The sequence below is a fragment of the Arenimonas daejeonensis genome (assembly GCF_007993735.1).
GTDB lineage: Bacteria > Pseudomonadota > Gammaproteobacteria > Xanthomonadales > Xanthomonadaceae > Arenimonas > Arenimonas daejeonensis.
This window is the reverse complement of the sequence record NZ_CP042453.1, coordinates 2,619,195-2,642,630: the sequence shown is the minus strand read 5'-3', so window position 1 is coordinate 2,642,630 and position 23,436 is coordinate 2,619,195. Positions and strand designations below refer to the sequence as shown.

22 protein-coding genes, 1 tRNA gene, 1 other RNA gene and 8 pseudogenes are annotated in these 23,436 nt (G+C 70.0%); 23 read left to right on the top strand and 9 right to left on the bottom strand.

Features of this window, described 5'->3' with window-relative positions:
• Window position 1: 1 nt before the first annotated feature.
• Genes moaC through FRZ33_RS12915 form a run of 3 tightly spaced genes read left to right on the top strand, consistent with a single transcriptional unit; the run spans window position 2 to window position 1,142 of the window.
• On the top strand, window positions 2-493 hold the full coding sequence (moaC, locus tag FRZ33_RS12925) for a cyclic pyranopterin monophosphate synthase MoaC (protein ID WP_146910103.1): 492 nt from the start codon (window positions 2-4) through the stop codon (window positions 491-493).
• Window positions 490-726, top strand: coding sequence for a MoaD/ThiS family protein (locus FRZ33_RS12920; RefSeq protein WP_146910101.1), 237 nt, complete (start codon window positions 490-492; stop codon window positions 724-726). The genes moaC and FRZ33_RS12920 overlap by 4 nt, the downstream gene beginning before the upstream one ends.
• The gene (locus tag FRZ33_RS12915) at window positions 723-1,142 is read left to right on the top strand and encodes a molybdenum cofactor biosynthesis protein MoaE (protein WP_146910099.1); all 420 of its coding nucleotides are present in this window, start codon (window positions 723-725) and stop codon (window positions 1,140-1,142) included. Before FRZ33_RS12920 ends, FRZ33_RS12915 begins: the two co-directional genes overlap by 4 nt.
• Window positions 1,143-1,296: 154 nt before the next feature.
• Here the strand turns inward: FRZ33_RS12915 and ffs are convergent.
• Together ffs and FRZ33_RS12905 are read right to left on the bottom strand one after the other, a co-directional pair.
• Window positions 1,297-1,392: signal recognition particle sRNA small type (gene ffs, locus FRZ33_RS12910), an RNA gene on the bottom strand.
• Window positions 1,393-1,476: 84 nt separating this feature from the next.
• A tRNA-Ser gene (locus FRZ33_RS12905) sits at window positions 1,477-1,569 on the bottom strand.
• A 138-nt stretch (window positions 1,570-1,707) separates the two neighbouring features.
• On the opposite strand from FRZ33_RS12905, the pseudogene dnaX reads away from it, so the two are divergent.
• From dnaX to FRZ33_RS12885, 4 genes and pseudogenes are all read left to right on the top strand, one after another.
• Window positions 1,708-3,403 (top strand): annotated as a pseudogene (dnaX, locus tag FRZ33_RS12900) (DNA polymerase III subunit gamma/tau).
• 16 nt (window positions 3,404-3,419) lie between these two features.
• Window positions 3,420-3,746, top strand: a pseudogene (locus FRZ33_RS12895) (YbaB/EbfC family nucleoid-associated protein).
• A gap of 19 nt (window positions 3,747-3,765) precedes the next feature.
• On the top strand, window positions 3,766-4,368 hold the full coding sequence (gene recR / locus FRZ33_RS12890) for a recombination mediator RecR (protein ID WP_146910095.1): 603 nt from the start codon (window positions 3,766-3,768) through the stop codon (window positions 4,366-4,368).
• Between the two features lie 11 nt (window positions 4,369-4,379).
• A pseudogene (locus FRZ33_RS12885) lies at window positions 4,380-4,720 on the top strand (histidine triad nucleotide-binding protein).
• A gap of 7 nt (window positions 4,721-4,727) precedes the next feature.
• Here the strand turns inward: FRZ33_RS12885 and FRZ33_RS12880 are convergent.
• The 5 genes and pseudogenes from FRZ33_RS12880 to FRZ33_RS12865 all read right to left on the bottom strand — a co-directional run bounded on the left by FRZ33_RS12880 (window position 4,728) and on the right by FRZ33_RS12865 (window position 9,060).
• Window positions 4,728-5,192, bottom strand: a complete 465-nt coding sequence (locus tag FRZ33_RS12880) for a Slp family lipoprotein (protein ID WP_146910094.1) — start codon at window positions 5,190-5,192, stop codon at window positions 4,728-4,730.
• Between the two features lie 15 nt (window positions 5,193-5,207).
• Window positions 5,208-5,477: a DUF4129 domain-containing protein gene (locus FRZ33_RS16465; RefSeq protein ID WP_227977889.1), complete on the bottom strand. Its 270-nt coding sequence runs from the start codon at window positions 5,475-5,477 to the stop codon at window positions 5,208-5,210.
• Window positions 5,478-5,491: 14 nt separating this feature from the next.
• Complete coding sequence (locus FRZ33_RS12875; protein ID WP_227977888.1) at window positions 5,492-7,141, bottom strand: transglutaminase TgpA family protein; 1,650 nt, start codon at window positions 7,139-7,141, stop codon at window positions 5,492-5,494.
• Window positions 7,134-8,008: pseudogene (locus FRZ33_RS12870) on the bottom strand (DUF58 domain-containing protein). The gene FRZ33_RS12875 and the pseudogene FRZ33_RS12870 overlap by 8 nt, the downstream one beginning before the upstream one ends.
• A 98-nt stretch (window positions 8,009-8,106) precedes the next feature.
• Window positions 8,107-9,060 carry an AAA family ATPase gene (locus FRZ33_RS12865; RefSeq protein WP_146910092.1) on the bottom strand — a complete coding sequence of 318 codons (954 nt, stop codon included), beginning with the start codon at window positions 9,058-9,060 and terminating at the stop codon, window positions 8,107-8,109.
• A 51-nt stretch (window positions 9,061-9,111) separates the two neighbouring features.
• On the opposite strand from FRZ33_RS12865, the gene FRZ33_RS12860 reads away from it, so the two are divergent.
• Complete coding sequence (locus FRZ33_RS12860; protein WP_146910090.1) at window positions 9,112-10,005, top strand: glycosyltransferase family 39 protein; 894 nt, start codon at window positions 9,112-9,114, stop codon at window positions 10,003-10,005.
• Between the two features lie 64 nt (window positions 10,006-10,069).
• Window positions 10,070-10,948: a hypothetical protein gene (locus tag FRZ33_RS12855; RefSeq protein ID WP_146910088.1), complete on the top strand. Its 879-nt coding sequence runs from the start codon at window positions 10,070-10,072 to the stop codon at window positions 10,946-10,948.
• Between the two features lie 15 nt (window positions 10,949-10,963).
• Here the strand turns inward: FRZ33_RS12855 and FRZ33_RS12850 are convergent, their stop codons facing one another.
• Both FRZ33_RS12850 and FRZ33_RS12845 read right to left on the bottom strand, forming a co-directional pair.
• Window positions 10,964-11,539 (bottom strand): Maf family protein, encoded by a 576-nt coding sequence (locus FRZ33_RS12850; protein ID WP_146910086.1) that lies wholly within the window; start codon window positions 11,537-11,539, stop codon window positions 10,964-10,966.
• On the bottom strand, window positions 11,536-12,021 hold the full coding sequence (locus tag FRZ33_RS12845) for a hypothetical protein (protein WP_146910085.1): 486 nt from the start codon (window positions 12,019-12,021) through the stop codon (window positions 11,536-11,538). The genes FRZ33_RS12850 and FRZ33_RS12845 overlap by 4 nt, the downstream gene beginning before the upstream one ends.
• A gap of 118 nt (window positions 12,022-12,139) precedes the next feature.
• On the opposite strand from FRZ33_RS12845, the gene FRZ33_RS12840 reads away from it, so the two are divergent.
• From FRZ33_RS12840 to FRZ33_RS12780, 14 genes and pseudogenes are all read left to right on the top strand, one after another.
• The gene (locus FRZ33_RS12840; protein ID WP_146910083.1) at window positions 12,140-12,655 is read left to right on the top strand and encodes a YceD family protein; all 516 of its coding nucleotides are present in this window, start codon (window positions 12,140-12,142) and stop codon (window positions 12,653-12,655) included.
• A 13-nt stretch (window positions 12,656-12,668) separates the two neighbouring features.
• On the top strand, window positions 12,669-12,863 hold the full coding sequence (gene rpmF / locus FRZ33_RS12835; RefSeq protein WP_146910081.1) for a 50S ribosomal protein L32: 195 nt from the start codon (window positions 12,669-12,671) through the stop codon (window positions 12,861-12,863).
• Window positions 12,864-12,999: 136 nt separating this feature from the next.
• Complete coding sequence (locus tag FRZ33_RS12830) at window positions 13,000-13,974, top strand: beta-ketoacyl-ACP synthase III (RefSeq protein WP_146910079.1); 975 nt, start codon at window positions 13,000-13,002, stop codon at window positions 13,972-13,974.
• A gap of 6 nt (window positions 13,975-13,980) precedes the next feature.
• Window positions 13,981-14,703 carry a BUD32 family EKC/KEOPS complex subunit gene (locus FRZ33_RS16460; RefSeq protein WP_227977885.1) on the top strand — a complete coding sequence of 241 codons (723 nt, stop codon included), beginning with the start codon at window positions 13,981-13,983 and terminating at the stop codon, window positions 14,701-14,703.
• A 97-nt stretch (window positions 14,704-14,800) separates the two neighbouring features.
• Window positions 14,801-15,718: an ACP S-malonyltransferase gene (fabD, locus tag FRZ33_RS12825; RefSeq protein ID WP_227978351.1), complete on the top strand. Its 918-nt coding sequence runs from the start codon at window positions 14,801-14,803 to the stop codon at window positions 15,716-15,718.
• A gap of 21 nt (window positions 15,719-15,739) precedes the next feature.
• The gene (fabG, locus tag FRZ33_RS12820) at window positions 15,740-16,483 is read left to right on the top strand and encodes a 3-oxoacyl-ACP reductase FabG (protein WP_146910075.1); all 744 of its coding nucleotides are present in this window, start codon (window positions 15,740-15,742) and stop codon (window positions 16,481-16,483) included.
• A 130-nt stretch (window positions 16,484-16,613) separates the two neighbouring features.
• The gene (gene acpP / locus FRZ33_RS12815) at window positions 16,614-16,853 is read left to right on the top strand and encodes an acyl carrier protein (RefSeq protein ID WP_034210536.1); all 240 of its coding nucleotides are present in this window, start codon (window positions 16,614-16,616) and stop codon (window positions 16,851-16,853) included.
• 120 nt (window positions 16,854-16,973) lie between these two features.
• Window positions 16,974-18,212: a beta-ketoacyl-ACP synthase II gene (gene fabF, locus FRZ33_RS12810; protein WP_146910073.1), complete on the top strand. Its 1,239-nt coding sequence runs from the start codon at window positions 16,974-16,976 to the stop codon at window positions 18,210-18,212.
• Between the two features lie 23 nt (window positions 18,213-18,235).
• Window positions 18,236-19,578: pseudogene (locus FRZ33_RS12805) on the top strand (aminodeoxychorismate synthase component I).
• Complete coding sequence (gene pabC / locus FRZ33_RS12800; protein ID WP_146910071.1) at window positions 19,575-20,435, top strand: aminodeoxychorismate lyase; 861 nt, start codon at window positions 19,575-19,577, stop codon at window positions 20,433-20,435. Before FRZ33_RS12805 ends, pabC begins: the two are co-directional and overlap by 4 nt.
• A complete protein-coding gene (gene mltG, locus FRZ33_RS12795) occupies window positions 20,405-21,436 on the top strand; it encodes an endolytic transglycosylase MltG (protein ID WP_227977882.1) in 1,032 nt (343 codons plus the stop codon). Before pabC ends, mltG begins: the two co-directional genes overlap by 31 nt.
• Window positions 21,433-22,072 (top strand): annotated as a pseudogene (gene tmk, locus FRZ33_RS12790) (dTMP kinase). The gene mltG and the pseudogene tmk overlap by 4 nt, the downstream one beginning before the upstream one ends.
• Window positions 22,069-23,063: pseudogene (locus FRZ33_RS12785) on the top strand (DNA polymerase III subunit delta'). The pseudogenes tmk and FRZ33_RS12785 overlap by 4 nt, the downstream one beginning before the upstream one ends.
• Window positions 23,063-23,418 (top strand): annotated as a pseudogene (locus tag FRZ33_RS12780) (PilZ domain-containing protein). The pseudogenes FRZ33_RS12785 and FRZ33_RS12780 overlap by 1 nt, the downstream one beginning before the upstream one ends.
• The last annotated feature ends 18 nt before the right edge of the window (window positions 23,419-23,436 follow it).

The window sequence follows — 23,436 nt, the reverse complement described above, 5'->3', positions numbered from 1 at the left end:
GATGAAAAAGCGCTCCGCACTCACGCACGTGGATGCCGCCGGCCGGCCGGCGATGGTCGACGTGTCGGCCAAGGCCAGTACGGCGCGCGAGGCCGTCGCCGAATGCCGCGTGCGTTTCCCGGCGGCGGTGGCGGCGGCACTTCGCAAGGCGGGCATGGCCACGGCCAAGGGCGCGGTGGTGGATACGGCGATCATCGCCGGCACGATGGCGGTCAAGCGTACGCACGAGCTGATCCCGTTCTGCCATCCGCTGCCCATCGACGGCTGCCGTTTCGACGTCGCCTGGGCGACGGACGCCACGCTGCGCATCGAATGTGCGGTCAAGACCACGCACCGCACGGGTGTCGAGATGGAGGCGCTGACCGGCGCCACCGTCGCGGCGCTGACGGTCTACGACATGGCCAAGGCGCTGTCGCACGCGATCGTGATCGGCCCGGCGAAACTGTTGGCCAAACGCGGCGGCAAACGCACTGTCGGAAAGGCGAAGGCATGAGCATCACCGTGCTGTATTTTGCCAGCCTGCGCGACGCCGCCGGCCGCGACAGCGAACAGTTGCCGTTGCCGGCGTCACTGCACGGCCTCTACGACGAGCTGCGCGCACGCCACGGTTTCAGCCTGCCCGCGGATAAGCTGCGTGTGGCCGTCGACGGGGCCTTCGCTGCCTGGGACACGCCACTGCGCGACGGCAACGAGGTCGCCTTCATCCCGCCGGTGTCGGGCGGATGAAACGTTTCGCGATCAGTCCCGAGCCGTTCGAAATCGCGCCGCTGCGCGAACGCCTGCTCACGAACACGGCCGGCGCCTACGCCAGCTTCGAAGGCTGGGTGCGCGACCACAACGACGGCAGGCCCGTGCAGGGCCTGTTCTACGAGTCCTACCGCGACCTGGCCGAAGCCGAAGGTGAACGCATCCTCGAAGAAGCCATGTCGCGCTTCGATATCACCGCCGCCGCCTGCGTGCACCGCACCGGCGAACTCGCCCTGGGCGACCTCGCCGTCTGGGTCGGCGCCAGCGCCGCCCACCGCGGCCCCGCCTTCGACGCCTGCCGCTGGATCATCGACGAAGTCAAATCCCGCGTCCCCATCTGGAAACGCGAGAAATACGCCGAAGGCAACCAAACCTGGCTCCACCCCGATCCATAGAATCCGGGGACAAAGCGCGCAGACACGGTGTACGAAGCCCCCCTTGGTAAGGGGGCGCGCCGACAGGCGCAGGGGATCGGAAGTGGAGACGGGGACCCCTGGGTTTGCGAAGCAAACTTAGGGCGCCCTTTTGGGCTCCGCCCAAAGGGCGGTAGCCCCGCCGGCATTCCCCGGCACCCGCATCAGCCAATACCGTTGCTGCCTTCCGGCCCTGGCGGGATTTTCGACCTAGCGTCGCGGGGGCCGACGGGGCCACCATTGAAACAAACGGCGCACCGGGGGCGCGCCGTCTTTGGACCTCGCCGCGGCCGGAAAGTGCCGTGGCGTTGAAGAGTGGCGGAGAGAGAGGGATTCGAACCCTCGATACGGGGTTTAGCCGTATACACACTTTCCAGGCGTGCTCCTTCAACCGCTCGGACATCTCTCCGCAGAGATAACCGCCTGAAACAAGCCGGAAATCATACCCGTCGGCGGGGTCCGGGACAAGCGCGGCGATTCGCGCTGGCCCGGGGCCGGGGGTTGGCACAATGGCCCGGCCGGTCCCCGACCTGTCCCGAGTCCCCGAATGTCCTACCTCGTGCTTGCCCGCAAATGGCGCCCCCGGCGCTTCTCCGAACTGGTCGGGCAGGAACATGTCGTGCGCGCGCTCACCAACGCGCTGGAATCGGGCAAGGTCCACCACGCCTTCCTGTTCACCGGTACGCGGGGCGTGGGCAAGACCACCATCGCCCGCATCTTCGCCAAGTCGCTCAACTGCGAACGCGGCACCAGCGCCGAGCCCTGCGGCGAGTGTGCCGCCTGCCGCGACATCGATTCCGGCCGCTACGTGGACCTGCTCGAGATCGACGCCGCCAGCAACACCGGCGTGGACGACGTGCGCGAACTGATCGACAACGCCCAGTACATGCCGTCGCGCGGCAAGACAAAGGTCTACCTGATCGACGAAGTGCACATGCTGTCCAAGAGCGCGTTCAACGCGCTGCTCAAGACGCTGGAGGAACCGCCGGAGCACGTGAAGTTCCTGCTGGCCACCACCGACCCGCAGAAACTGCCGGTGACCGTGCTTTCGCGCTGCCTGCAGTTCAACCTGCGCCGGCTCGACGAAGCGCAGATCGGTGGCCAGATCGGCCGCATCCTCGAGGCCGAGGGCATCGCCGCGGAACCCGGCGCGGTCGAGCTGCTGGCGCGCGCCGCCGATGGCAGCCTGCGCGACGGCCTGTCCCTGCTCGACCAGGCCATCGCCTACACCGGCGGCAAACTCGACGAAGCGGCGGTGAACGCCATGCTCGGCACCGTCGACCGCGCCCAGGTCGGTGCGCTGCTGGAAACCCTGGCGGCCGGCGACGGCCCCGGCCTGATGGCGCGGATCGAAGAACTGGCGGCGTTTTCCCCGGACTTCAGCCACGTGCTGGAAGACCTGGCCACCGCCCTGCACCGCATCCAGCTGCAGCAGCTGGTCCCCGGCCTGGCCGGCACGGCGGACCGCGTGGACGTGGCCGGACTGGCGGCGCGGCTGTCGCCCGAGCTGGTGCAGCTCTGGTACCAGATGGCGGTCACCGGCCGCCGCGACCTGGGCCTGGCGCCCAGCCCGCGCACCGGTTTCGAGATGGCGCTGCTGCGCATGCTGGCCTTCCGGCCGGCAGGCGAGGGCGGGGCTGGCCTTCCGCTGCCGCAGGCGGGTGCCGCGGCGCCGGTGCGCGGCCCATCGCCAGCCACCACGGCACCCGCGATGCGTCCTGAATCCCCGCGCCCGGCGGCTCCGCCCCGGAGCCGGTGCGCCACGCTTCGCCGCCGGCCGCTGACCCCCGCGTGCTACGCCTGCCCCAGTCGTTGCACATTCGGACACCCCGGCCCACCACGGCGCGGTGCTGAAAACCGCCGAAGACTGGCTGTCCCTGGTCGCCGGCGCCGGCCTGAAGGGCCCGGTGCGCGAACTGGCGGCGCACAGCGCCTTCTGCGGCCATGCCGACGGCGTGCTGCAGCTTTCCCTGCCCGACAGCTTCGACCACCTGCGCAGCGACAACCTGGTGCGCCAGCTCGCCAACGCCCTGGCCGGTGCGCTGGGCGCGCCGCCCTCGATCAAGTTCGAATCCGCCCGCGCGGCCGGCTCGGAAACCCTGCACGCCCGCACCGAACGCCAGCGCGGTGAACGCCAGACCGGCGCCGAGGAGGCCTTCCTCGCCGACCCGGTGATCAGCCGCCTGGTGCAGCAGGGCGGCACCGTCATTCCCGACTCCATCCGTCCCCTGGACGACCACTGACACGAAGGAACACATCATGCGAGGCAATATCGCCCAACTCATGCAGCAGGCCCAGCGCATGCAGGACAACCTCAAGAAGGCCTAGGAAGAACTGGCCAGCATCGAGGTGCAGGGCCAGTCCGGCGGCGGCATGGTCAAGGTCACCCTGACCGGCAAGATGGAATGCCGCAGCGTGCGCATCGACCCGTCGGTGCTGGCCGATCCCGAGATGCTCGAGGACCTGGTTACCGCCGCCTTCAACGACGCGGTGAACAAGGCCAATGAAGAGAGCGGCAAGCGCATGTCGGCCGCCACCGCCGGCATGCCGATCCCGCCGGGCATGAAAATCCCGGGCCTGTTCTGATCCCGGGCGACGCCACGACGTGAGCGCTTCCCCGCTGCTCGAACAACTCATCGAGGCCCTGCGCTGCCTGCCCGGCGTCGGCCAGAAGTCGGCGCAGCGCATGGCCTACCACCTGCTCGAACGCGACCGCGAGGGCGGACTGCGGCTGGCCGGCGCGCTGGCCGAAGCGGTCGAACGCGTGGGCCATTGCGAAGCCTGCCGCGATTTCAGCGAAGCGCCCTTGTGCGCGATCTGCGCCAGCGCCTCGCGCGACCGCGGCCTGCTGTGCGCGATCGAATCGCCGGCCGATCGCCTGGCGATCGAAACCGCCACCGGCTACCGCGGCCTGTATTTCGTGCTGCAGGGCCGGCTGTCGCCGCTGGACGGCATCGGCCCGCGCGAGCTCGGCCTGGACCGGCTGGCCGCGCGCCTGGCCGAGGGCGAGGCGCGCGAGCTGATCATCGCCACCAACCCCACGGTCGAAGGCGAGGCCACCGCGCACTACCTCGCGCAGCTGGCGCACCAGGCGAACGTGAAGCCCAGCCGCCTGGCCCACGGCGTGCCGCTGGGCGGCGAGCTGGAATACGTGGACCGCGGCACGTTGGCGCACGCCTTCGGGTCGCGCACCGAGATACCTTCCTGACGGAGGCCGCCATGGCCACGATTTTCGACAAGATCATCGCCCGCGAGATTCCCGCCGACATCGTCTTCGAGGACGAACACGTGCTCGCTTTCCGCGACATCAACCCCAGGCGCCGGTGCACGTGCTGTTCATCCCCAAGCGCGCGGTGGCCACGCTCAATGACTTGGGCGAAGGCGACGAAGTGCTCGTCGGGCGCCTGGCGATGGCGGCGGCGGCGTTCGCGAAGCAGGAAGGGTTCGCCGAAAACGGCTACCGCGTGGTGATGAACTGCAACCGCGACGGCGGCCAGACCGTGTTCCACATCCACCTGCACCTGCTGGCCGGCCGGGCCATGCACTGGCCGCCGGGTTAGGCGCGTCTCACCACCCGTAGGGATAACGCTCGACGATCACGTCCACGTCGCGGCGTTCGGGCCACAGGAAGACCACGTCGGCGGCCAGGCGCGGGTAGCGGTAGTCGTATTCGCCGATCCTGCGGGTTTCGTAGCCGTCCACGTGGCCGGAGATGGTCACTTCGCGCCCGGGCAGGAACACCTCGGGGTCGTAGAAACCGGCGCGGCAGGCCAGGAACCGGCCCGAACTCTGGTCGTCCGGCAGCGGCCGGCCGTCTTCGCCCAGGTGCACGCCGACGATCTCGAAGCAGCTGCGGTCCACCAGCGGTTCCACCTTCACCACGCGTCCGCCCCAGCGCACCGGCAGGCCGATCTCACCGGTGCGGGCGGCCTGGGCCGGCTGGACCGGCGCAAATTCACCCTGCAGGGCTGCGGGCGTGGACACGCAGCCGGCGACCAGCAGCAGGGGGATCAGGGCAGTCAGGCGGCTCATGGGGGTCTCCTGGGCTCAGCGGACGGGGCGGTAAGCGCGCAGTTCGGCGATCAGTTGTGCCTTTTCGTCCGGCGCCAGGACCGCGCCACCGTAACGCCAGGCCGCATAACGCCGGCTGAGCGATTCCAGCGCGGCGGCCTGCGTCGGCAGGGCCGTGGCCAGCCGCTGGCCGAAACTCAGCGGCGGCTCGGACGGCGCCTTCGCCAGGCCGGCGCGATCCAGGCGGCGGGTGAATACCCGCCAGGCCGAGACCAGTGGATCCCGCGGCGGCGGCTGCCCACGCATCAGCACCCACAGCGTCAGTCCAGTGCCAGGCCGGCGCCGATCGAGAACGCCGTCACCAGCTGCCAGGTGTCGGCCCGGGAAATGCCCAGCGGCCGCAGCAGACTCGCTTGGCGCGCGGCATCGAAGCTGACCACCAGGTCGTTCCAGTTGCGCCGCAGCCAGTCGCCCATGTCGCGAAGCGGGGCGAAGGTTTCCGGCATCAGCGCTTCGCTGCGTGCGAGATCTTCGACCGTGTCCAGGATGCGGGCCGGGTGGACCGCTGCGGTCGGGTCCACGCGCACCCAGCCACGACCGCGCAACCAGACCTCGGTCCAGGCGTGCGCATCCATGCTGCGCACCACCCAGTAGCCGCCGTAGGGATTCCGGTAACCGCCGGCATATCCCAGCACCACGCGGGACGGAATGCCGGCGCCGCGCATCAGGTTGGCGAAGGCCGAGCTGAAGTGCTGGCAGAATCCGACGCGGGTCTCGAACAGGAAGTCGTCCACCGAATGGCGGCCGGCCGGCGGCACGGTCAGGCTGTAGCTGAATTCGGCGCCGATCCAGTCCAGCGCCCGGCGCACCACGGCGACGTCGTCCCCGGCAGCTTCCTGACGCCAGCGTTCGGCCAGGGCGCGCATGCGTGGATTGAAGCCGCGGGGCAGGGAAAGGGCGCGGCGCATTTCCAGTGGATCCAGCGGCACATCGTGGATGCCCTGCACGGTCGAAATGCCGGAATACTGGAGCAGGGATGTCACCGGCTGGTCGGTGGTCACGCTCATGTCGGCGCCGAGCCGGCCCGGGTCCGGTGCCTGCAGTGGCAGGTCGAGCGTGACCAGGTAGGGGCGATCGGTCGGTTCCAGCGTGGCCTGGTAACGGTAGATGTCGGCGCCGGCGTCCACGCGCAGTGCGCGGCCTTCGACAAAGGGCATGCCGCGGTTCCACGACTGGCCGTCGAACTCCCACAGCACCTGTCCACGCCAGTAGAGATCCTGGCGCCGGGGCTCGCGGTCTTCGAAGCGCACGCGCAGGGCCGGGCGATCGTCGGCGAACATCTCCACCCATTCGTCCGGCGTCATGCGCTCGCCCAGGCCGGTACGCCCCATTGCGTTCTCGGGCATGCCCCAGAGCGGGCTGGCCAGCCGCGGGAACAGCCAGAACCCCGCCAGCGCCAGCGGTACCGCCATCAGCACGGCCAGGCCCACGCTGCGCAACCGGGTGCGGCCCACCACCGGCACCGGTGCGCCCGGGCGCTGTTCGGCGAGCACCGACAGCGCCACCAGCAGCAGGCCCATCGCCGGCAGCGACAGCCCGAGCACCAGCGGCCCCTGGTCCTGCAGGAAAGCGGTGAACGGGGCGAACAGCGAGAAGCCGAGCAGGCTGTTGGCATCACGCAGGTCGCGGGTCTCGTAGGGCTTGAGCGCAAGCAGCGAGGCGAGCATCGCGCAACCGGTGTCGCGACCCAGGCTGTAGCCATGGCTGACGAGCACGTAGCCGCCCAGCAGCGCCAACAGCACCAGGCGCAACACCGTCGGCCAGGGGCGGACCACGATCATGCCGAAAGCGGCTGTCGCCGCCAGCGTCCAGGCCAGGCCGGTCGGCAACTGCAGCAGAAGCGGCAGCAGGCAGGACGCGGCAGCGGCCATGCACCAGAAGCGCACCCGCGGCGGAATGGCCTCAGCCATCAGGCAACAGCGCCAGGGCGCGCAGGCAGGCATGGCGGTGCTCGGGGCCACGTCCCGGGCCGATCACGTTGCCGGGCAGGCGGACGCGCCAGCGGCTGCCGAGTCGTTCCGCCTCCAGCACCCAGCGGGTCAGGCGGCGGATGCGGGCTTCATGCGGCAGGGGGCCAGCGTGTACCAGTCGAGTTCGATCTCGCGCTGCGCGCTGGCCTCGTACTCGCGCACCATCAGGCGGTCCACGCGTGCCGTGGCTTTCCAGGCGATCTGGCGCAGGGCGTCGCCCTGCCGGTATTCGCGCAGGTGATGCGGCTGTTCACCGTAGGCGCGCGTCCGGTTGGACGGGCCGTCGCCGCCGGGGTCCGGCAGCGGCACACCTTCGGCTTCCGGCGCCGGATAGACGAGCAGGCGGACATCGGGCTGCAGCCAGGACCAGGCGCGGGCGAGTCCGAACGGACGCACCGTGGACAGGCGCAGGCGGCCCGGAACCAGCCAGCCGCGGCGCCGGGTCGGCAGCTGCAGGCGCAGCTCACCCCGTTCGCCGGGAGCCAGCTGCAGGAATCCTTCCTCGTCGCCCACGCGCAGTTCCAGGCCTTCGCGCGCCAGGTTGCCGCTGGCCTCGAAGGCCAGCCGCAGCACGATCGGCTGCCCGGCGTGCACGGGCTCGGCATGCAGCGCCGTCAGGCGCAGGCCGGACAGCGTGAGGTGCGCGTGCACCAGGCTGTTGTGCGCCACCGCGATCATGATGAAGGCCAGCAGCAGCGCCGGGTTGTTGTTGTAGTTCAGGCCGCCGACCATCATCGCCAGCAGCATCGCCGCCAGGAACAGACCGAACCCGGTGGGCAGGATGTAGATGCGCCGGCGGTTGATCACGATCGGCAGCGGCTCCGGCTGCTTCGGCCGCACCAGTGGCAGGCCGGAGAGCCGGTCGCTCCAGCGCTCGACGAGGTCGCGCGGCCGGGCCACGGCCGTCAGTCCACCGCCACCGTGCGCAGGATGCGTTCGGCCAGCGCGTCGCGACCTTCGGATTCCGATTCCGGCACCAGCCGGTGCGCGGCCACCTGGGCGAACAGCGCCTGCACGTCCTCGGGCTGTACGTGGCCGCGGCCATCGAGCAGGGCATAAGCACGCGCGCCGCGCAGCAGGCCGAGGCCCGCACGCGGCGACAGCCCGACCTGCACGCCGGGATGCCGGCGGCTTTCCTGCAGCAGCGCCTGCACGTAGGCCACCAGCGCTTCGCTGGCGTGCACGCGTTCGACCGCATAACGCAGCGACAGCACCTCGTCGCCGGTCAGGCGCGGCAGGCTCTGCGCGATCAGGTCGCGGCGGTCTTCGCCCGACAGCATCTCGCGCTCGGCGCCGGCGTCGGGATAACCGAGCTTGAGCCGCAGCAGGAAACGGTCCATCTGCGAGTCCGGCAGCGGAAAGGTACCGGCCAGGTCCACCGGGTTCTGGGTGGCGACGACGAAGAAGGGCTGCGGCAGCGAATGGGTGACGCCATCCACGGTCACCTGGTGTTCCGCCATCGCCTCCAGCAGCGCACTCTGCGTACGCGGTGGCGCGCGGTTGATCTCGTCGGCCAGCAGCAGTTGGGTGAACACCGGGCCGGCGTGGAAGCGGAACTCGCGCGCCGTCTGGTCGAAGATGGACACGCCGATGATGTCCGATGGCAGCAGGTCGGACGTGAACTGCATGCGCTGGAAGTCCAGGCCCAGGCTGGCCGCCATCGCCCGTGCCAGCGTGGTCTTGCCCAGGCCGGGCAGGTCCTCGATCAGCAGGTGGCCGCCGGCCAGCAGGGTGGTGAAGGCCAGGCGCACTTCGCGCGGCTTGCCCAGCACCAGCCGGTTGACCTGGTCCACGGCTTCGGCGAGGGCCTGGCGGGTGCGGTCGGTTAGGATGTGCGGGTCGATGGCCTGCGCGTGCATGTGTGCGTCCGGGCGGAGTTTGGAAGAAGGATAACCCTCCCGGATGCTGGCATGCCCCTGAGTTCCGTGCGCGTGAAGTTCATCGCCGCCTGGGCGCTGCTGCTGTTGGCGAAACTGTGGCTGGCGCTGTCGCTGCAGCCGTTTGGCGACGAGGCTTTCTACGCGCTCGAGAGCCGGCGCCTGGCCTGGGCCTATTCCGACCTGCCTGGTTTGACCGCCTGGCTGATCCGGCTGGGCACCGAGATCGGCGGGCAGAACATCTTCGCGGTGCGCTTGCCCTTCCTGCTGCTGGGCGCGGTGCTGCCCTGGCTGGTGGTGCGCATCGCGCGGCGCTGGTTCGGCGACGAGGCCGGCTGGCAGGCGGGGTTGCTGGCGCTGCTGTTGCCACTGTCGGGGATGATGGGCGTGCTGGCGCTGCCCGACGTGCCGATGCTGTTCGCGGCGCTGCTGTGCCTGGATGCGTTCGCGGCGCTGCTGCGCCGGGTCGGTCCCGGCGCGCTGCTGCAGCTGGCGCTGGGACTGGCACTGGGCGCGTTCGCGCACTACCGCTTCGCGCTGGTGGTGGTGGCGGGTGCGGCGGGCCTGTTGTGCGTGCCGCGTGGACGCGCGCTGCTGCGCGAACCCGGTTTGTGGCTGGTGGTGGCTGTCGGCGCAGCGGCCTGGTGGCCATTGCTGGCATGGAACCAGGGGCACGCGGGTGCCGGCCTGGAGTTCCAGCTGGTGGACCGCCACCCGTGGAATCCGCACCTGGATGGTTTCTGGTGGCCGCTGGTGCAGGCGGTGGCGGTGACGCCTGCGTTGTTCCTGCTGCTGCTGGCGACGTTCCGCGAAAGCTGGCGCCGGCGCGCGGGAGCGCAGGAAGCCTGGCCGCTGCTGCTGGGCACGGCGTCGGTGTCGGTGCTGGGGTATTTCCTGCTCGGTTTTTCGCCGACAGCGAGCGCGTGAGTTTCCATTGGCCGCTGGCGGGCTGGTTGGCCTTGGTCTGTGCGGCACCGGTCGTGCTGGTGTCGTGGCGGCCGGGGCGCGGCTCGCCGTGCATGCGGTCGCCGCGGCGGGACTGGTCGCGCTGCTGGCTTATTTCGCCGTGCTCGCGCTGCCGCAGGGGCGGGCGTGGCTGGCGGGCGGCAAGGCCTACGCCGACAACTTCTCCGGCTGGCAGGAAGTGGCCGTGGCCGTGCGCGCGGACCTGGCGACGATGCCGGCGGACACCCGCATCGTGGCGGACAATTTCATGCTCGGTGCGCAGCTGTCGCTGGCGCTTGATCGCGACGACATCGTCGTACTGGACCATCCGCTGAACCACAAGCACGGCCGTGCCGCGCAGCTGTCGGACTGGGGCCTGTCGAGCGCGGGCCGCGCCGACTGGGGCGAGGGTCCGGTGCTGCTGGTGGTCGAAGACACGGCGCGTCCGCTCAAGCGGCGCCTGGAGGGTTATCGCGGGCTGTGCGCGAAAGCCGGTCACCTGCCCGTGCCGCAAGTTCTCAACGTGGACCACGGCCGCAAGCGTTTCCTGCGCTTCCAGCCGGATCCGCAGCGAAGCGGTTGCTCCATTCCGGCGATGGCCTGGGTGGACGTGCTCGATCCGGGACTGCGTGGTACGAAGCGGCGAACCCTGGAAGGCTGGGCGATGAAACCCGGCGTCGGTGTCTCCCGTGTCGCGGTCACGCTGGACGGTGTCGAGGTGGTCGAGGCCGAATACGGGCTGCCGCGGGCCGACGTGCTGAACTACTGGGGACTCGCGCAGGAAGAATCTGACGTTGGCGTCGGCTTGCGCGCCGACATCGATCTGACGGATCGCGCGCCGGGCATCGTCTGGCTGGGGCTGGTGGTCTACGGAAAGGACGGCAGCATCGAGCCCTGGCCCGAACAGCCGGTCCGGATCGAATAGCCCGGACCGGATGGTTCAGGGCAGCCGGAACCCGGCCACGCGCAGCGCCTGCGACAGCGCGATCAGCGGCAGGCCGACGAGGGCCGTCGGGTCCTGGCTGTGGATGGCTTCGAACAGCACGATGCCCAGGCCCTCGCACTTGAAGCTGCCGGCGCAGTCGTAGGGCTGTTCGATCTCGAGGTAGCGCAGGATCCCGTCGCGCTCCAGTTCCCGGAACCGCACTTCGGTCAGGTCCTGCCCGGCCAGGCGTTGCCCTTCCGGCCCCAGCAGGCACCAGGCGGTGTGGAATCGCACGCTGCGGCCCGAGGCCGCCAGCAGTTGGGCGAGGGCGGCATCGCGGTCGCCGGGTTTGCCCAGCAGTTGGCCGTCACGGTCCGCCACCTGGTCGGAACCGATGATCCAGGCGCCGGGGTGACGCACGGCCACGGCCCGGGCCTTGGCTTCGGCCAGGCGGGTTGCCAGTCCGGCCGGGGTTTCGCCGTGCAGGGCGGCTTCATCCACCTCCGGGCGGTCTGTGTCGAAGGCCAGGCCCAGCCGGCCCAGCAGCTCACGCCGGTAGCGTGAGGTCGAGGCCAGGATCAGGGGGTTCACGTCGGCCCCGGATCCCGCCGCAGCGTGGCCGGTTCCCGTCTGGCCGCCTCGGCACTGGCCTCGGTGGCCTGGGCCAGCTCGGCGCCGGCGCGTTCCAGCTCGTCCAACTGGGCCGCCAGGCGGCTGCGGGCGCGGTCCAGGGCGGCGCAGGCGGTGTCCAGCTCGCGCTGGCTGGCGCTTTGCCCGTGTTTCTGGATCCAGAGCCGGTGCTGCAGCACGTCGCGCTTGGCGTCCAGGATGGGCTGGGTGCCATCCAGCGAGGCATGGGCCACCGCAGCGATGTCGGCCGGGACCCGCCCGACCACGGCCTGCATCGCGGCCATGCGCTCCTGGCTGCGGTCGAGCAGGGCCTGCATGGCGTCGGCCAGGTCCAGCAGGCGGATCAGGCTGCGGTCACGGCGCCGGGCGCGCAGGATCGAGGCCAACAGGTAAAGGGCCAGGGCCAGGGCGGCCAGGCCGGCGATCGTCAGGGCGGTGGGCATGATGGGGTCCGAAAGGCTGGCGGCAGTCTGCACCAGGCCCCGACGGGGCGGCAAACCCCAGCGGACGCAAAGGCTTAGGTTTGACATGACCCGGCCCCGGCCCTATCATTTCGCGCTTATGTCCGCGTCCCTGCCCCCTGTGCTCGATGCCTGGCGCATGGTCGCGGCCAAGCGGCGTTTCGAAGGCCGCCTGCCGCTGTCCGGGATGACCCGGCTGCGCGAGGGCCTGATGGACGCCGAGGGTGACTGCCGCTACGAGATGGAGTTCGGCCGCGATTCGCTCGACCTGCGTTATGTCGAGATCCGGTTGGAAGCCGAGTTGCCGCTGCAGTGCCAACGGACGCTGGAACGTTTCCTGCATCCGGTCCAGCTGGTCCAGCGCCTCGGCCTGATCACCGACGAAGCGCAGGAAGCCGCGCTGCCGGAGGGCATGGAGCCGATCCTGCTGGATGCCCACGGCGAGCTGCACCCGGCCGAGCTGGTGGAGGACGAACTGATCCTCGCCATCCCGGTGGTACCGATCGATCCGCGCTCGATGGAGGTCACGGCCGAATGGCCCGCCGACATCGAGGAAGAAGAAGTGAAACCGAACCCTTTCGCCGCGCTCGCCGCGTTGAAGGCACCGAAGAAGTAGTTGGAGATAGACCATGGCCGTCCAGAAGTCCCGCGTCACCCCGTCCCGCCGCGGCCAGCGCCGCTCGCACGACGCCCTCACCGCCAAGCAGCTGGCCACCGACCCGACCTCGGGCGAGACCCACATCCGCCACCACGTGACCAAGGACGGCTACTACCGTGGCAAGAAGGTCATCGACGTGAAGTCGTCGGCGGTCGCCGAAGACTGAGTCCGGCCTTCGCCCCCAGGGGGCGAAACGGATTTATGCTGGACGCGGCGGGCCTGGTCCCGCCGCGTGCGTTTCTGGTGTTCCCCTCCGCCATGGCCGCCCGGGCCGGCGGGGCGCGTCGCTGAGAGGAAAGACGATGGCCGTGTATTCGCGTATCGCCGGCACCGGCAGTGCCCTGCCGGCCAAGATCCTGACCAACAAGGACCTGGAGCAGTTCGTCGAAACCAGCGACGAATGGATCACCAGCCGCACCGGAATCCGCCAGCGCCACGTCGTGGCCGAGGGCGAGACCACCTGCGACCTGGCCGAGCGCGCCGCGATCGCCGCCATGGAAGCCGCCGGCGTCACCGCCGCCGAGCTCGACCTGATCATAGTCGGCACCACCACGCCCGACCTCATCTTCCCGTCCACCGCCTGCCTGCTGCAGCACCGCATCGGTGCCAACGGCTGCGCCGCGTTCGACGTCAACGCCGCGTGCTCGGGTTTCATCTTCGCGATGAGCGTGGCCGACAACTTCATCCGGGCGGGCAACGCGAAGACGGTGCTGGTCGTCGGCGCGGAAACCCTGACCCGCATGCTGGACTGGTCCGACCGCAACACCTGCGTGCTGTTCGGCGACGGTGCCGGCGCGGTGGTGCTCAAGGCCGATGCCGAAGCCGGCATCCTGTCGACCCACCTGCACGCCGACGGCGGCAAGAAGGAACTGCTGTACAACCCGGTCGGCGTTTCCGTCGGCTTCAAGCCGGAAGAGAAAAACGCCGGCGTGCGTGTGCTGATGACCGGCAACGAGGTCTTCAAGCATGCCGTCAAGGCGCTCGATGCCGTCGTGGACGAAGCGCTCGCGGCCAACGGCCTGGACAAGCACGACCTCGATTGGCTGATCCCGCACCAGGCCAACCTGCGCATCATCGAGGCCACGGCCAAGCGCCTGGACATGCCGATGGACCGCGTCATCGTCACCGTGCACAAGCACGGCAACACCTCGTCCGGCTCGGTGCCCCTGGCGCTGGACGAAGCCGTCCGCTCGGGCAAGGTGCAGCGCGGCCAGTTGCTGCTGCTGGAGGCCTTCGGCGGCGGTTTCACCTGGGGTTCGGCGCTCATCCGCTATTGATCGGCCGTGGCGCAGACGCGAGTCCAGCGGGTCGCCGATGCGCCTGAGGGGGTGGCGTGGCGCAAGACCTATGCCGACGGCGGCCATCGCCGCCGCGTGGCCGCGCTGCGCTGGCTCGCGCGCCGGCTCGGCGCCAATGCGCTGCTGGCGCCGATCCCGCTGAGTCCCGAACTGGCCTGCCGCACCGAGCAGGCGATGATCCGGCGGCTGGCGGTGCTCGGAGCGCATGTTCCACGCATCCTCGAAGTGGGCGAACGCGAGCTTCTGCTGTCCGACCTCGGCCCGACCCTTGCCGAAACCTGCCGGCACGAACCCGATGCGCACCGTCGCCAAGCGCTGGTGTCGCTCGGGCTGGACGCGCTGCACGATCTGCACGTGCGCGGCGGTTACCTGAGCCAGGCCTTTGCGCGCAACCTCACCCTGCGCGATGGCCGCATCGGCTTCATCGACCTTGAGGAGGATCCGGCGACGATGATGTCGCTGCCGGCGGCGCAGGCGCGCGATGTGCTGTTCTACGCGCACTCCACCGCCCGTTTCCTCACCGACCTGCCGGGCGGGCATGCGCAGTTGCTGGTCGCCCACCTCGGGCGCGAGTCGGCGGAAACCCGGCGCGAGGTCTCGCTTACCGCGCGCCGGCTGGCCTGGCTCGCGCCGCTCACGCGGCCGTTCGGCGAACGCGCGCGCGCGGTGGGTGACGCACTGCACAGTCTGCATCGGGCCACCCGCTGACCCTACGCTTCGGTACAGACGCCACGCCGCTTCGCTCGCGTATCATTCGCCCCGTTCCGCCAACCGGACTCCCGATGAGCCAGCGCATCGCCTTCGTATTCCCGGCCAGGGCTCGCAGTCCCTTGGCATGCTCGCCGATCTCGCCGCGGCGCATCCGCAGGTGCGCGAGAGTTTCGCCGAGGCTTCGGAAGGCGCCGGCGTCGACCTCTGGGTCTTGTCCCAGCAGGGGCCGGAAGCGCAGCTCAACCAGACCGAGTTCACCCAGCCGGCCCTGTTGGCCGCGGGTGTCGCCGTATGGCGCGCCTGGCAGGCGCAGGGCGGCACGCAGCCGACCCTGCTGGCCGGACACAGCCTGGGCGAATACGCCGCGCTGGTGGCGGCCGGTTCGATCAGCCTGGCCGATGGCGCGAAGCTCGTGCGCGAACGCGGTCGCCTGATGCAGCTGGCGGTGCCGGCCGGCACCGGCGCGATGGCCGCCGTGCTCGGCGCCGAAGACGCTCTGGTCGCCGAGGTCTGTGCCGCCGTCGCCGGCGACGAGGTGGTGGTGCCGGCGAACTACAACTCGCCCGGCCAGATCGTCATCGGCGGCAGTGCCGCGGCGGTCGACCGTGCCCTGGCCGAACTGGCCGCGCGCGGCGTGCGCAAGACGGTGAAGCTCGCGGTGTCGGTGCCTTCGCACACGCCGCTGATGCGCGAAGCCGCGAACCGCCTGAGCGAAGTGATGAATGCGATGGCCTGGCGCGAACCCGCGCTGCCGGTCGTGCAGAACGTCGACGGCGAAGTGCACGAGGGCGTGCAATCGATCCGCGACGCGCTGGTGCGCCAGCTCTACCTGCCGGTGCGCTGGACCGACTGCGTGCAGGCGCTGGCCGCGCGCGGCGTCACGCACGTCGCCGAATGCGGCCCGGGCAAGGTGCTGGCCGGCCTGGTCAAGCGCATCGACAAGTCACTGGACGCACGCGCACTGGGCGCACCGGCCGATTTCGAGGCCGCGCTGGCCGAGTGGAAGAACTGAGCATTCCCGGAAAGGAAAACGATGAGCGACGTACTGAAAGGCGAAATCGTCCTGGTCACCGGCGCCAGTCGTGGCATCGGTGCCGCCATCGCCGACGAACTGGCGGCGCTCGGCGCCACGGTCATCGGCACCGCCACCAGCGACTCCGGCGCCGCCGCCATCGGCGAACGCCTGGCGCCGAAGGGCGGGGCGGGGCGCAAGCTCGACGTCGCCAGCAGCGCCGAGGTCGAGGCGGTGATCGAGGAGATCGGCAAGAGCTTCGGCCCGGTCTCGATCCTGGTCAACAACGCCGGCATCACCCGCGACAACCTGCTGATGCGCATGAAGGACGAGGACTGGCAGGCCATCCTCGACACCAACCTCAGCTCGGTCTACCGCACGTCCAAGGCCGTGATGCGCGGCATGATGAAGGCGCGCAAGGGCCGCATCATCAACATCGCCTCGGTGATCGGCGTCACCGGAAACGCCGGCCAGGCCAACTACGCGGCGGCCAAGGCCGGCATCATCGCCTTCAGCAAGTCGCTGGCCAAGGAAATCGGCAGCCGCGGCGTCACCGTCAACGTGGTGGCGCCGGGTTTCATCCAGACCGACATGACCAAGGACCTGCCGGAAGCCTCACGCGAGGCCCTGGTCGGCCAGATCGCCCTGGGCCGCCTGGGCGAGCCCTCGGACATCGCCAGGGCGGTGGCCTTCCTGGCCGGCCCGTCGGCGGCCTACATCACCGGCGAGACCCTGCACGTCAACGGCGGCATGTACATGCCCTAAGCCCTTGCTTTGGCAGGATTTGCGCTAGAATCCCGCCACCCCATCCAGACCGCGGCGCGACCGGCGCCCGCCGCGGCCGCCATTTGATTACAATGCGCCCGCAAACATCCCTCCGGGAGGAGAAAGATCCATGAGCAGCATCGAAGAACGCGTCAAGAAAATCGTCATCGAGCAGTTGGGCGTGAAGGAAGAAGAAGTCACCGTGAACGCCTCGTTCGTGGACGACCTCGGCGCCGACTCGCTGGACACCGTCGAGCTGGTCATGGCCCTCGAAGAAGAGTTCGAGTGCGAAATCCCGGACGAAGAGGCTGAGAAGATCACCTCGGTCCAGCAGGCCATCGATTACATCAAGGCCCACGTCAAGGCTTGATCGCCTGACGGTTGTGACGCCGGGGCCGCGCTTGCGCGGCCCTGCGCGTTTCAGGCGCCGGAGCGATACTCCGGCGCATGCGCGGATCGGCCGCGCGGACAGAATTCAGCGGAGTTGACCATGAGCCACCGTCGCGTCGTCGTCACCGGTATGGGCATCGTCTCGCCCATCGGCAACACCCTGGCCGCCGCCTGGGACAGCATCCAGGCCGGCCGCTGCGGCATCGGCCCCATCACCCATTTCGACGCGTCGGCCTACGCCACCCGCATCGCCGGCGAAGTGCGCGATTTCGACGCCAAGTCCTTCCTGCCGCCGAAAGACGTCAAGAAGATGGACACCTTCATCCACTACGGCCTCGCCGCCTGTTTCCAGGCGATGGACGACGCCGGGCTGGAAGTGACCGACGCCAATGCCGAACGCATCGGCGCCATCATCGGCGCCGGCATCGGCGGCGTGCGTGGCATCGAGGAGACCGCGATCGCCCTGCACGAGGGCGGCCCGCGCAAGATCTCGCCCTTCTACGTGCCCAGCACCATCATCAACATGTTGCCGGGCCAGCTGACGATCATGAAGGGCATCAAGGGCCCGAACTTCTCGGCCGTCTCGGCCTGCGCCACCTCCAACCATTCCATCGGCATCGCCATGCGCATGATCCAGTACGGCGATGCCGACATCATGGTCGCCGGCGGCGCCGAACACGGCTGCACCCCGACCTCGGTGGGCGGCTTCTGTTCGATGAAGGCCATGTCCACCCGCAACGACGATCCGCTCCGCGCCTCCCGCCCCTGGGACAAGGACCGCGACGGTTTCGTGCTCGGCGACGGCGCCGGCATCCTCATCCTCGAGGAGTACGAGCACGCCAAGGCCCGCGGCGCCCGCATCTACTGCGAGCTGGCCGGCTTCGGCGCCAGCTCCGACGCCTTCCACATGACCGCGCCCAGCGAGAACGGCGACGGCGCGGCGCGCTGCATGCGCGCGGCGCTCAAGGACGCCGGCGTCAATGCCGAGCAGGTCGGCTACCTCAACGCGCACGGCACTTCGACGCCGCTGGGTGACCTGGGCGAGACGATGGCGATCAAGGCCGCGTTCGGCGACCACGCCCGCGACATGATGGTCAGCTCGACCAAATCCATGACCGGCCACCTGCTGGGCGCCGCAGGCGGCGTCGAAGCGGTGTTCTCGGTGATGGCCCTGCACACCGGCGTGATCCCGCCGACGATCAACCTCGATAACCCGGGCGAGGGCTGCGACCTGGACTACGTGCCCAACGTCGCACGCCAGAAGAAGGTCGAGGTCGCCGTGTCCAACGGCTTCGGCTTCGGCGGCACCAACGGCACCCTGGTGTTCCGGACGATCTGATCGAACCCCGGGGCCATGCCGCGATGCTGACCCGCGAGCTGGCTCCCGGCACCGACCTGCTGCGGATGCAGTCCGCCGACCCGGCGCGTTTTCCGCTGCTGCTGGAAAGCGTCGCCGGCGGCAATGCGCTGTCGCGCTGGGACCTGCTGCTGCTGGGCGATGGCGACGGCCTGCGGCTCGACACCGATGGCCGGGTGCGCCGGCTGGACGGAAGCGATGCCGGCGCCGATTTCCTGGCGGCGCTGGACGCCGACTGGCTTTATGCGACGCTGCCGCATGCCGACGCAGGATTTCCTTTCCGCGGCGGTTGGGCCCTGTTCCTGGCTTATGAACTCGCGGGCCAGGTCGAGCCCGGCCTGCGGCTTACCGCGGCCCCCGGTACGTTGCCGGTGGCCCTGGCCCTGCGCGCGCCCGCCGCCGTCCTGCGCGACCGCGACAGCGGACGCGTGCTGGCGATCGCAGAGCCGGGGGCGGACACTGGCTTGAAGAGATCGGGCGTCTTTCGGCGGTCGGCCCGGCCGGAGTTCCCTCGTTTTCTCCGCCGCGCCTGCACGAAGACCCGCCGCAGCGTTTCCTGGACGGCGTGGCCCGAATCCACGACTACCTGCGCGCCGGCGACGTGTTCCAGGTCAACCTCTCGCGCGCCTGGCGCGCGGAATTCGACCGCGCTCCCGATCCCGCCGCCGTTTACGAGCAACTGCGGAAGGCCAATCCCGCTCCATTCGCCGGCCTGCTGCGCCACGGTGACGCGGCCCTGCTCAGTTCCTCGCCGGAACGGCTGGTTTCGGTACGCGGTCGCCGTGCCGAAACCCGGCCGATCGCCGGCACCCGGCCACGCTTTCCCGGCGACGACGAAGCCGCGCGCATCCGCGACCTGGTCGGCAACCCGAAGGAGCGCGCCGAACACGTGATGCTGATCGACCTCGAGCGCAACGACCTGGGCCGTGTCTGCAAACCCGGCAGCGTGCGCGTGGACGAGCTGATGACGGTTGAGAGCTACGCGCACGTGCACCACATCGTCTCCAACGTCGGCGGCCAACTGCGCGACGGCGTGACGCCCGGCGATGTCATCCGCGCCGTGTTCCCCGGCGGCACGATCACCGGCGCACCGAAGGTCCGTTGCATGGAGATCATCGCCGAGCTCGAGGGCGAAGGACGCGGCCCCTACACCGGCGCACTCGGTTACCTGAACCGCGACGGCGATCTCGACCTCAACATCCTGATCCGCAGCGCCTGGCTGCAGGGCAGGGAGCTGCAGTTCCGCACCGGCGCCGGCATCGTGGTCGATTCCGATGCGGCGCACGAACTCGACGAAACCCGGGCCAAGGCCCGCGGCCTGCTGCGCGCGCTGGGAGCGGCCGGGTGAGCGCGCTCGCGACAGTGATCTACCGCGGCCGCGAACGGGTGCCTGCGCCGGATCCCGCCGACCGCGGCCTGGCCTACGGCGACGGCCTGTTCGAAACCGTGCTCGTGCATGCGCGACGTGCCGTGTGGTGGCCGCAGCACTGGGAACGGCTGGCGCACGGTGCCGGCACGCTGGGCATCGGCCTGCCACAGCGCGAATGGCTGGAGGCCGAACTGGGCGTGCTGCTGCCCAAGGCGCCTGACCGCGCCGTACTCAAACTGATCCTCACGCGCGGCACCAGTGGCCGTGGCTACGCCGCCGATCCGCAGGCCGACCCGACCCTGGTCATCAGCATGCATGCGGTGCCGGCGACGCCGGTGGAGCCGCTGCGACTGCGCTGGTGCGAGACGAGGCTGGCGATCCAGCCGGCACTGGCCGGCCTGAAACACCTCAACCGGCTGGAACAGGTGCTGGCCCGCGCGGAATGGCAGGACCCCGGCATCCACGAGGGCCTGATGCTCGACACCGCCGGCCAGCTCGCCTGCGCCACGGCCGCCAACGTCTTCGTCCGCATCCAGGGGCGTTGGCTGACGCCACCGGTGTCGCGGCGCGGCGTCGCCGGCGTGACGCGTGCCTGGGTGCTGGCGAACGTGCCCGACGCGGCCGAGGCTGAGCTGGAGCGGGCCGACGTGGAGTCGGCCGAAGCGCTTTTCCTGTGCAACGCCGTGCGCGGTATCCTCCCGGTGGGCAGCCTGGGCGAGCGTCGCTGGGCTGCGCATCCGGCGCTGGACGAACTGCGCCGGCGGCTGGCCCGCTCCGAGCCGGCCTTTGATCCAGGAGTTAGGTTTTGGCGAAAAAATCCTCGCACCGGGTGCTAAAGGCACTGATCGCATTGACCCTGCTGGTGAGCGTCGCCGTCGGTGGCTGGCTCTGGCAGCGTTACCAGGGCTTCGCCAGCACGCCGATCGCGCTGTCCGGCACCGAACGCATCCTCAGCGTCGAGTCCGGCGACGGGTTCCAGGACATCCTGGGCAAACTGCGCGCCCTGGGCGTGCAGGAAGGCAGCGACCTGGAATGGAAGGCGCTGGCGCACGAGATGCAGGTCATTTCCCGGCTGCAGGTCGGCGACTACACCATCCGCCACGGCATCACTCCGCGCGAGCTGCTGCTCAAGCTCGAGAGCGGCAAGGTGATCCAGCACCGCTTCACCATCGTCGAAGGCTGGAGCCTGCGCGAGCTGCGCGCCGCGCTGGCGAAACACGAGGTGCTGGTGCAGAAGGCGCGCGACCTGGACGATGCCGCCCTGATGGCGGCGCTGGACCGCCCCGGCCAGCATCCCGAGGGCCGCTTCCTGCCCGAGACCTACCACTTCACCCGCGGCCAGTCCGACCTGGACGTGCTGCGCCGCGCCGCACTGGCGATGGACAAGGCCGTGGCCGACGTCTGGGCCATGCGTTCCGACGACGTGCCGCTGGAGACGCCGGAACAGCTGCTGATCCTGGCCTCGATCATCGAGAAGGAAACCGGCAAGGTATCGGAGCGTCCGGAGATCGCCGGCGTGTTCAGCCGCCGCCTGAAACTCGGCATGCGTCTGCAGACCGACCCTACCGTGATCTACGGCATGGGCAGTGCCTACGCCGGCAACATCCGTCGCAGCGACCTGACCACCGACACGCCCTACAACACCTACACCCGCGCCGGCCTGCCGCCGACGCCAATCGCGATGCCGGGCCGTGCCGCGCTGATGGCCGCCGCCAACCCGGCGCCAGGCGACACGCTGTACTTCGTTTCCCGCGGCGACGGCAGCCACGTGTTCTCCGCCACCCTGGCCGAACACAACCGCGCCGTCGCCTGCCACCAGCTGAGGCGCTGCCGATGAGCATTTCCAGCGGCGGGCTGTTAATCAGCATCGAAGGCGGCGAGGGCGCCGGCAAGTCCACCGTCATCGCGACGCTCAGCGACCTGCTGTCGGCCGATGGCCGCGAAGTGGTGCTGACCCGCGAACCCGGCGGCACGCCGGAAGGCGAGGCCATGCGCGGCGTGCTGCTGGACCCGGCCAACCACGTCGTGCCCGAGGCCGAACTTCTGCTGATGTTCGCCGCGCGCGCCCAGTTGGTGCGCCAGCTGATCCGACCGGCGCTGGCACGTGGCGCCGCGGTGGTTGCCGACCGTTTCACCGATGCCAGCTATGCCTCTCAGGGGCGGCGGTCGCGGCCTGGACATGGGCCGCATCGCCGAACTCGAACGCTGGGCGGCCGGCATCAAGCCCGATCTCACCTTTCTGCTGGACGTCGGCGTCGCCGAGGGACTGGCGCGGGCGCGTTCGCGTGGCGGCGAACCGGACCGGATCGAACGCGAGCGCGAGGATTTCTTCGAACGCGTGCGCGGCGTCTACCTGGCGCGCGCTGCTGCCGAGCCCGCCCGTTTCCGCGTGATCGACGCCAGCCAGCCGGCCGAGGCGGTACAGGCGGCGGTGCGTGCCGCGCTGGCCGACTGGCTGCAGGCGCGCCCGTGACGGCGCTCGCGCCCTGGCAGCAGCGTGTGCTCGACGGCGCCCTGGCGGCGTTGGGGAAGGCCGCCTGGGCCACGCACTGCTGTTCGCTGGCGCGCCGACGATGGGCAAGGGGCGCGTGGCCGGATTGCTCGCCCGTCGCCTGCTGTGCCGGACGCCAGGCGCCGATGGCCTGGCCTGCGGCCGCTGCCGTGGCTGCGAATTGTTCGCGGCCGGCACCCATCCCGACTTCAAGCCGGTCAGCTTCATTCCCAACGACAAGGGCGACAAGCTGCGCAGCGAACTGGTGGTGGACCAGATGCGCGAGCTCGGCCAGTGGTTCTCGCTGACGCCGCAACTGGGTGGCGCGCAGGTGGCCCTGATCACGCCGGCCGACGCCATGAACCTAAATGCATCGAACGCCCTGCTCAAGACCCTGGAAGAGCCGGCGCGCGAGCGTTACCTGCTGCTGGTCACCGACCGTCCCGGGCGACTGCCCGCGACCATCCGCAGCCGCTGCCAGCGGCTCGAATTCCGCCCGCCGTCGCAGGCCGAGGCCGTTGCCTGGCTGCGCAGCGAGGGGCATTCCGACAAGGCGCTGGAACCGGCGCTTGCCGCGGCCCGCGGCCATCCAGGACTGGCCGCGCAGTGGCTGGCCGAGGGCGGGCTGGGCTTGCGGCGCGAGGTGGTGGCGGACCTGAATGCCCTGGCGGCGGGAAAACAGCCGGCGGTCGAGTTGGCCCAGCGCTGGCTCGCCGATGACAATGCCGAACTGCGCCTGCGTTTCGCCGCCGAACTGGCCCTGGACGGCGCCGCGCACCGCCTGGCGGGCGCGCCGGCGCCGGGCTTGACCCTGCCGGAGGATTTCCAGAAGCTCAGCCTCTGGTTCGACGGCATGAACCGCGCACGGGAACAGTTGGCCGTGCCGGTACTGCGGCACGACCTGGCCCTGGCCGGTCTGCTGCTGGAATGGCGTAGCCTATTCATTGGTTCAGCGATGCAGGGAGCACGGTGATGGTCGGTGGCGCAGGCGCAAGGCAGGGCATCCTTTCCCTGGCGATCAAGGACAAGGCGGCGCTCTACAACGCCTACATGCCCTTCGTGAAGGGGGCGGCATCTTCGTGCCCACCACCAAGCGTTATGCGCTGGGCGACGAGGTCTTCATCCTGCTTTCGCTGATGGAGGAGAAGGACCGCCTGCCGGTGGCCGGCAAGGTCGTCTGGATCACCCCGGCCGGTGCGCAGGGCAATCGTGGCGCAGGCATCGGCGTGCAGTTCGCCGACACCGCCGAGGCCGAAGCGGTGAAGGGCAAGATCGAAACCTTCCTGGCCGGCACGCTCGAGGCCGACAAGCCCACGCACACGATGTAGATCGCGCTTCCGCAATCA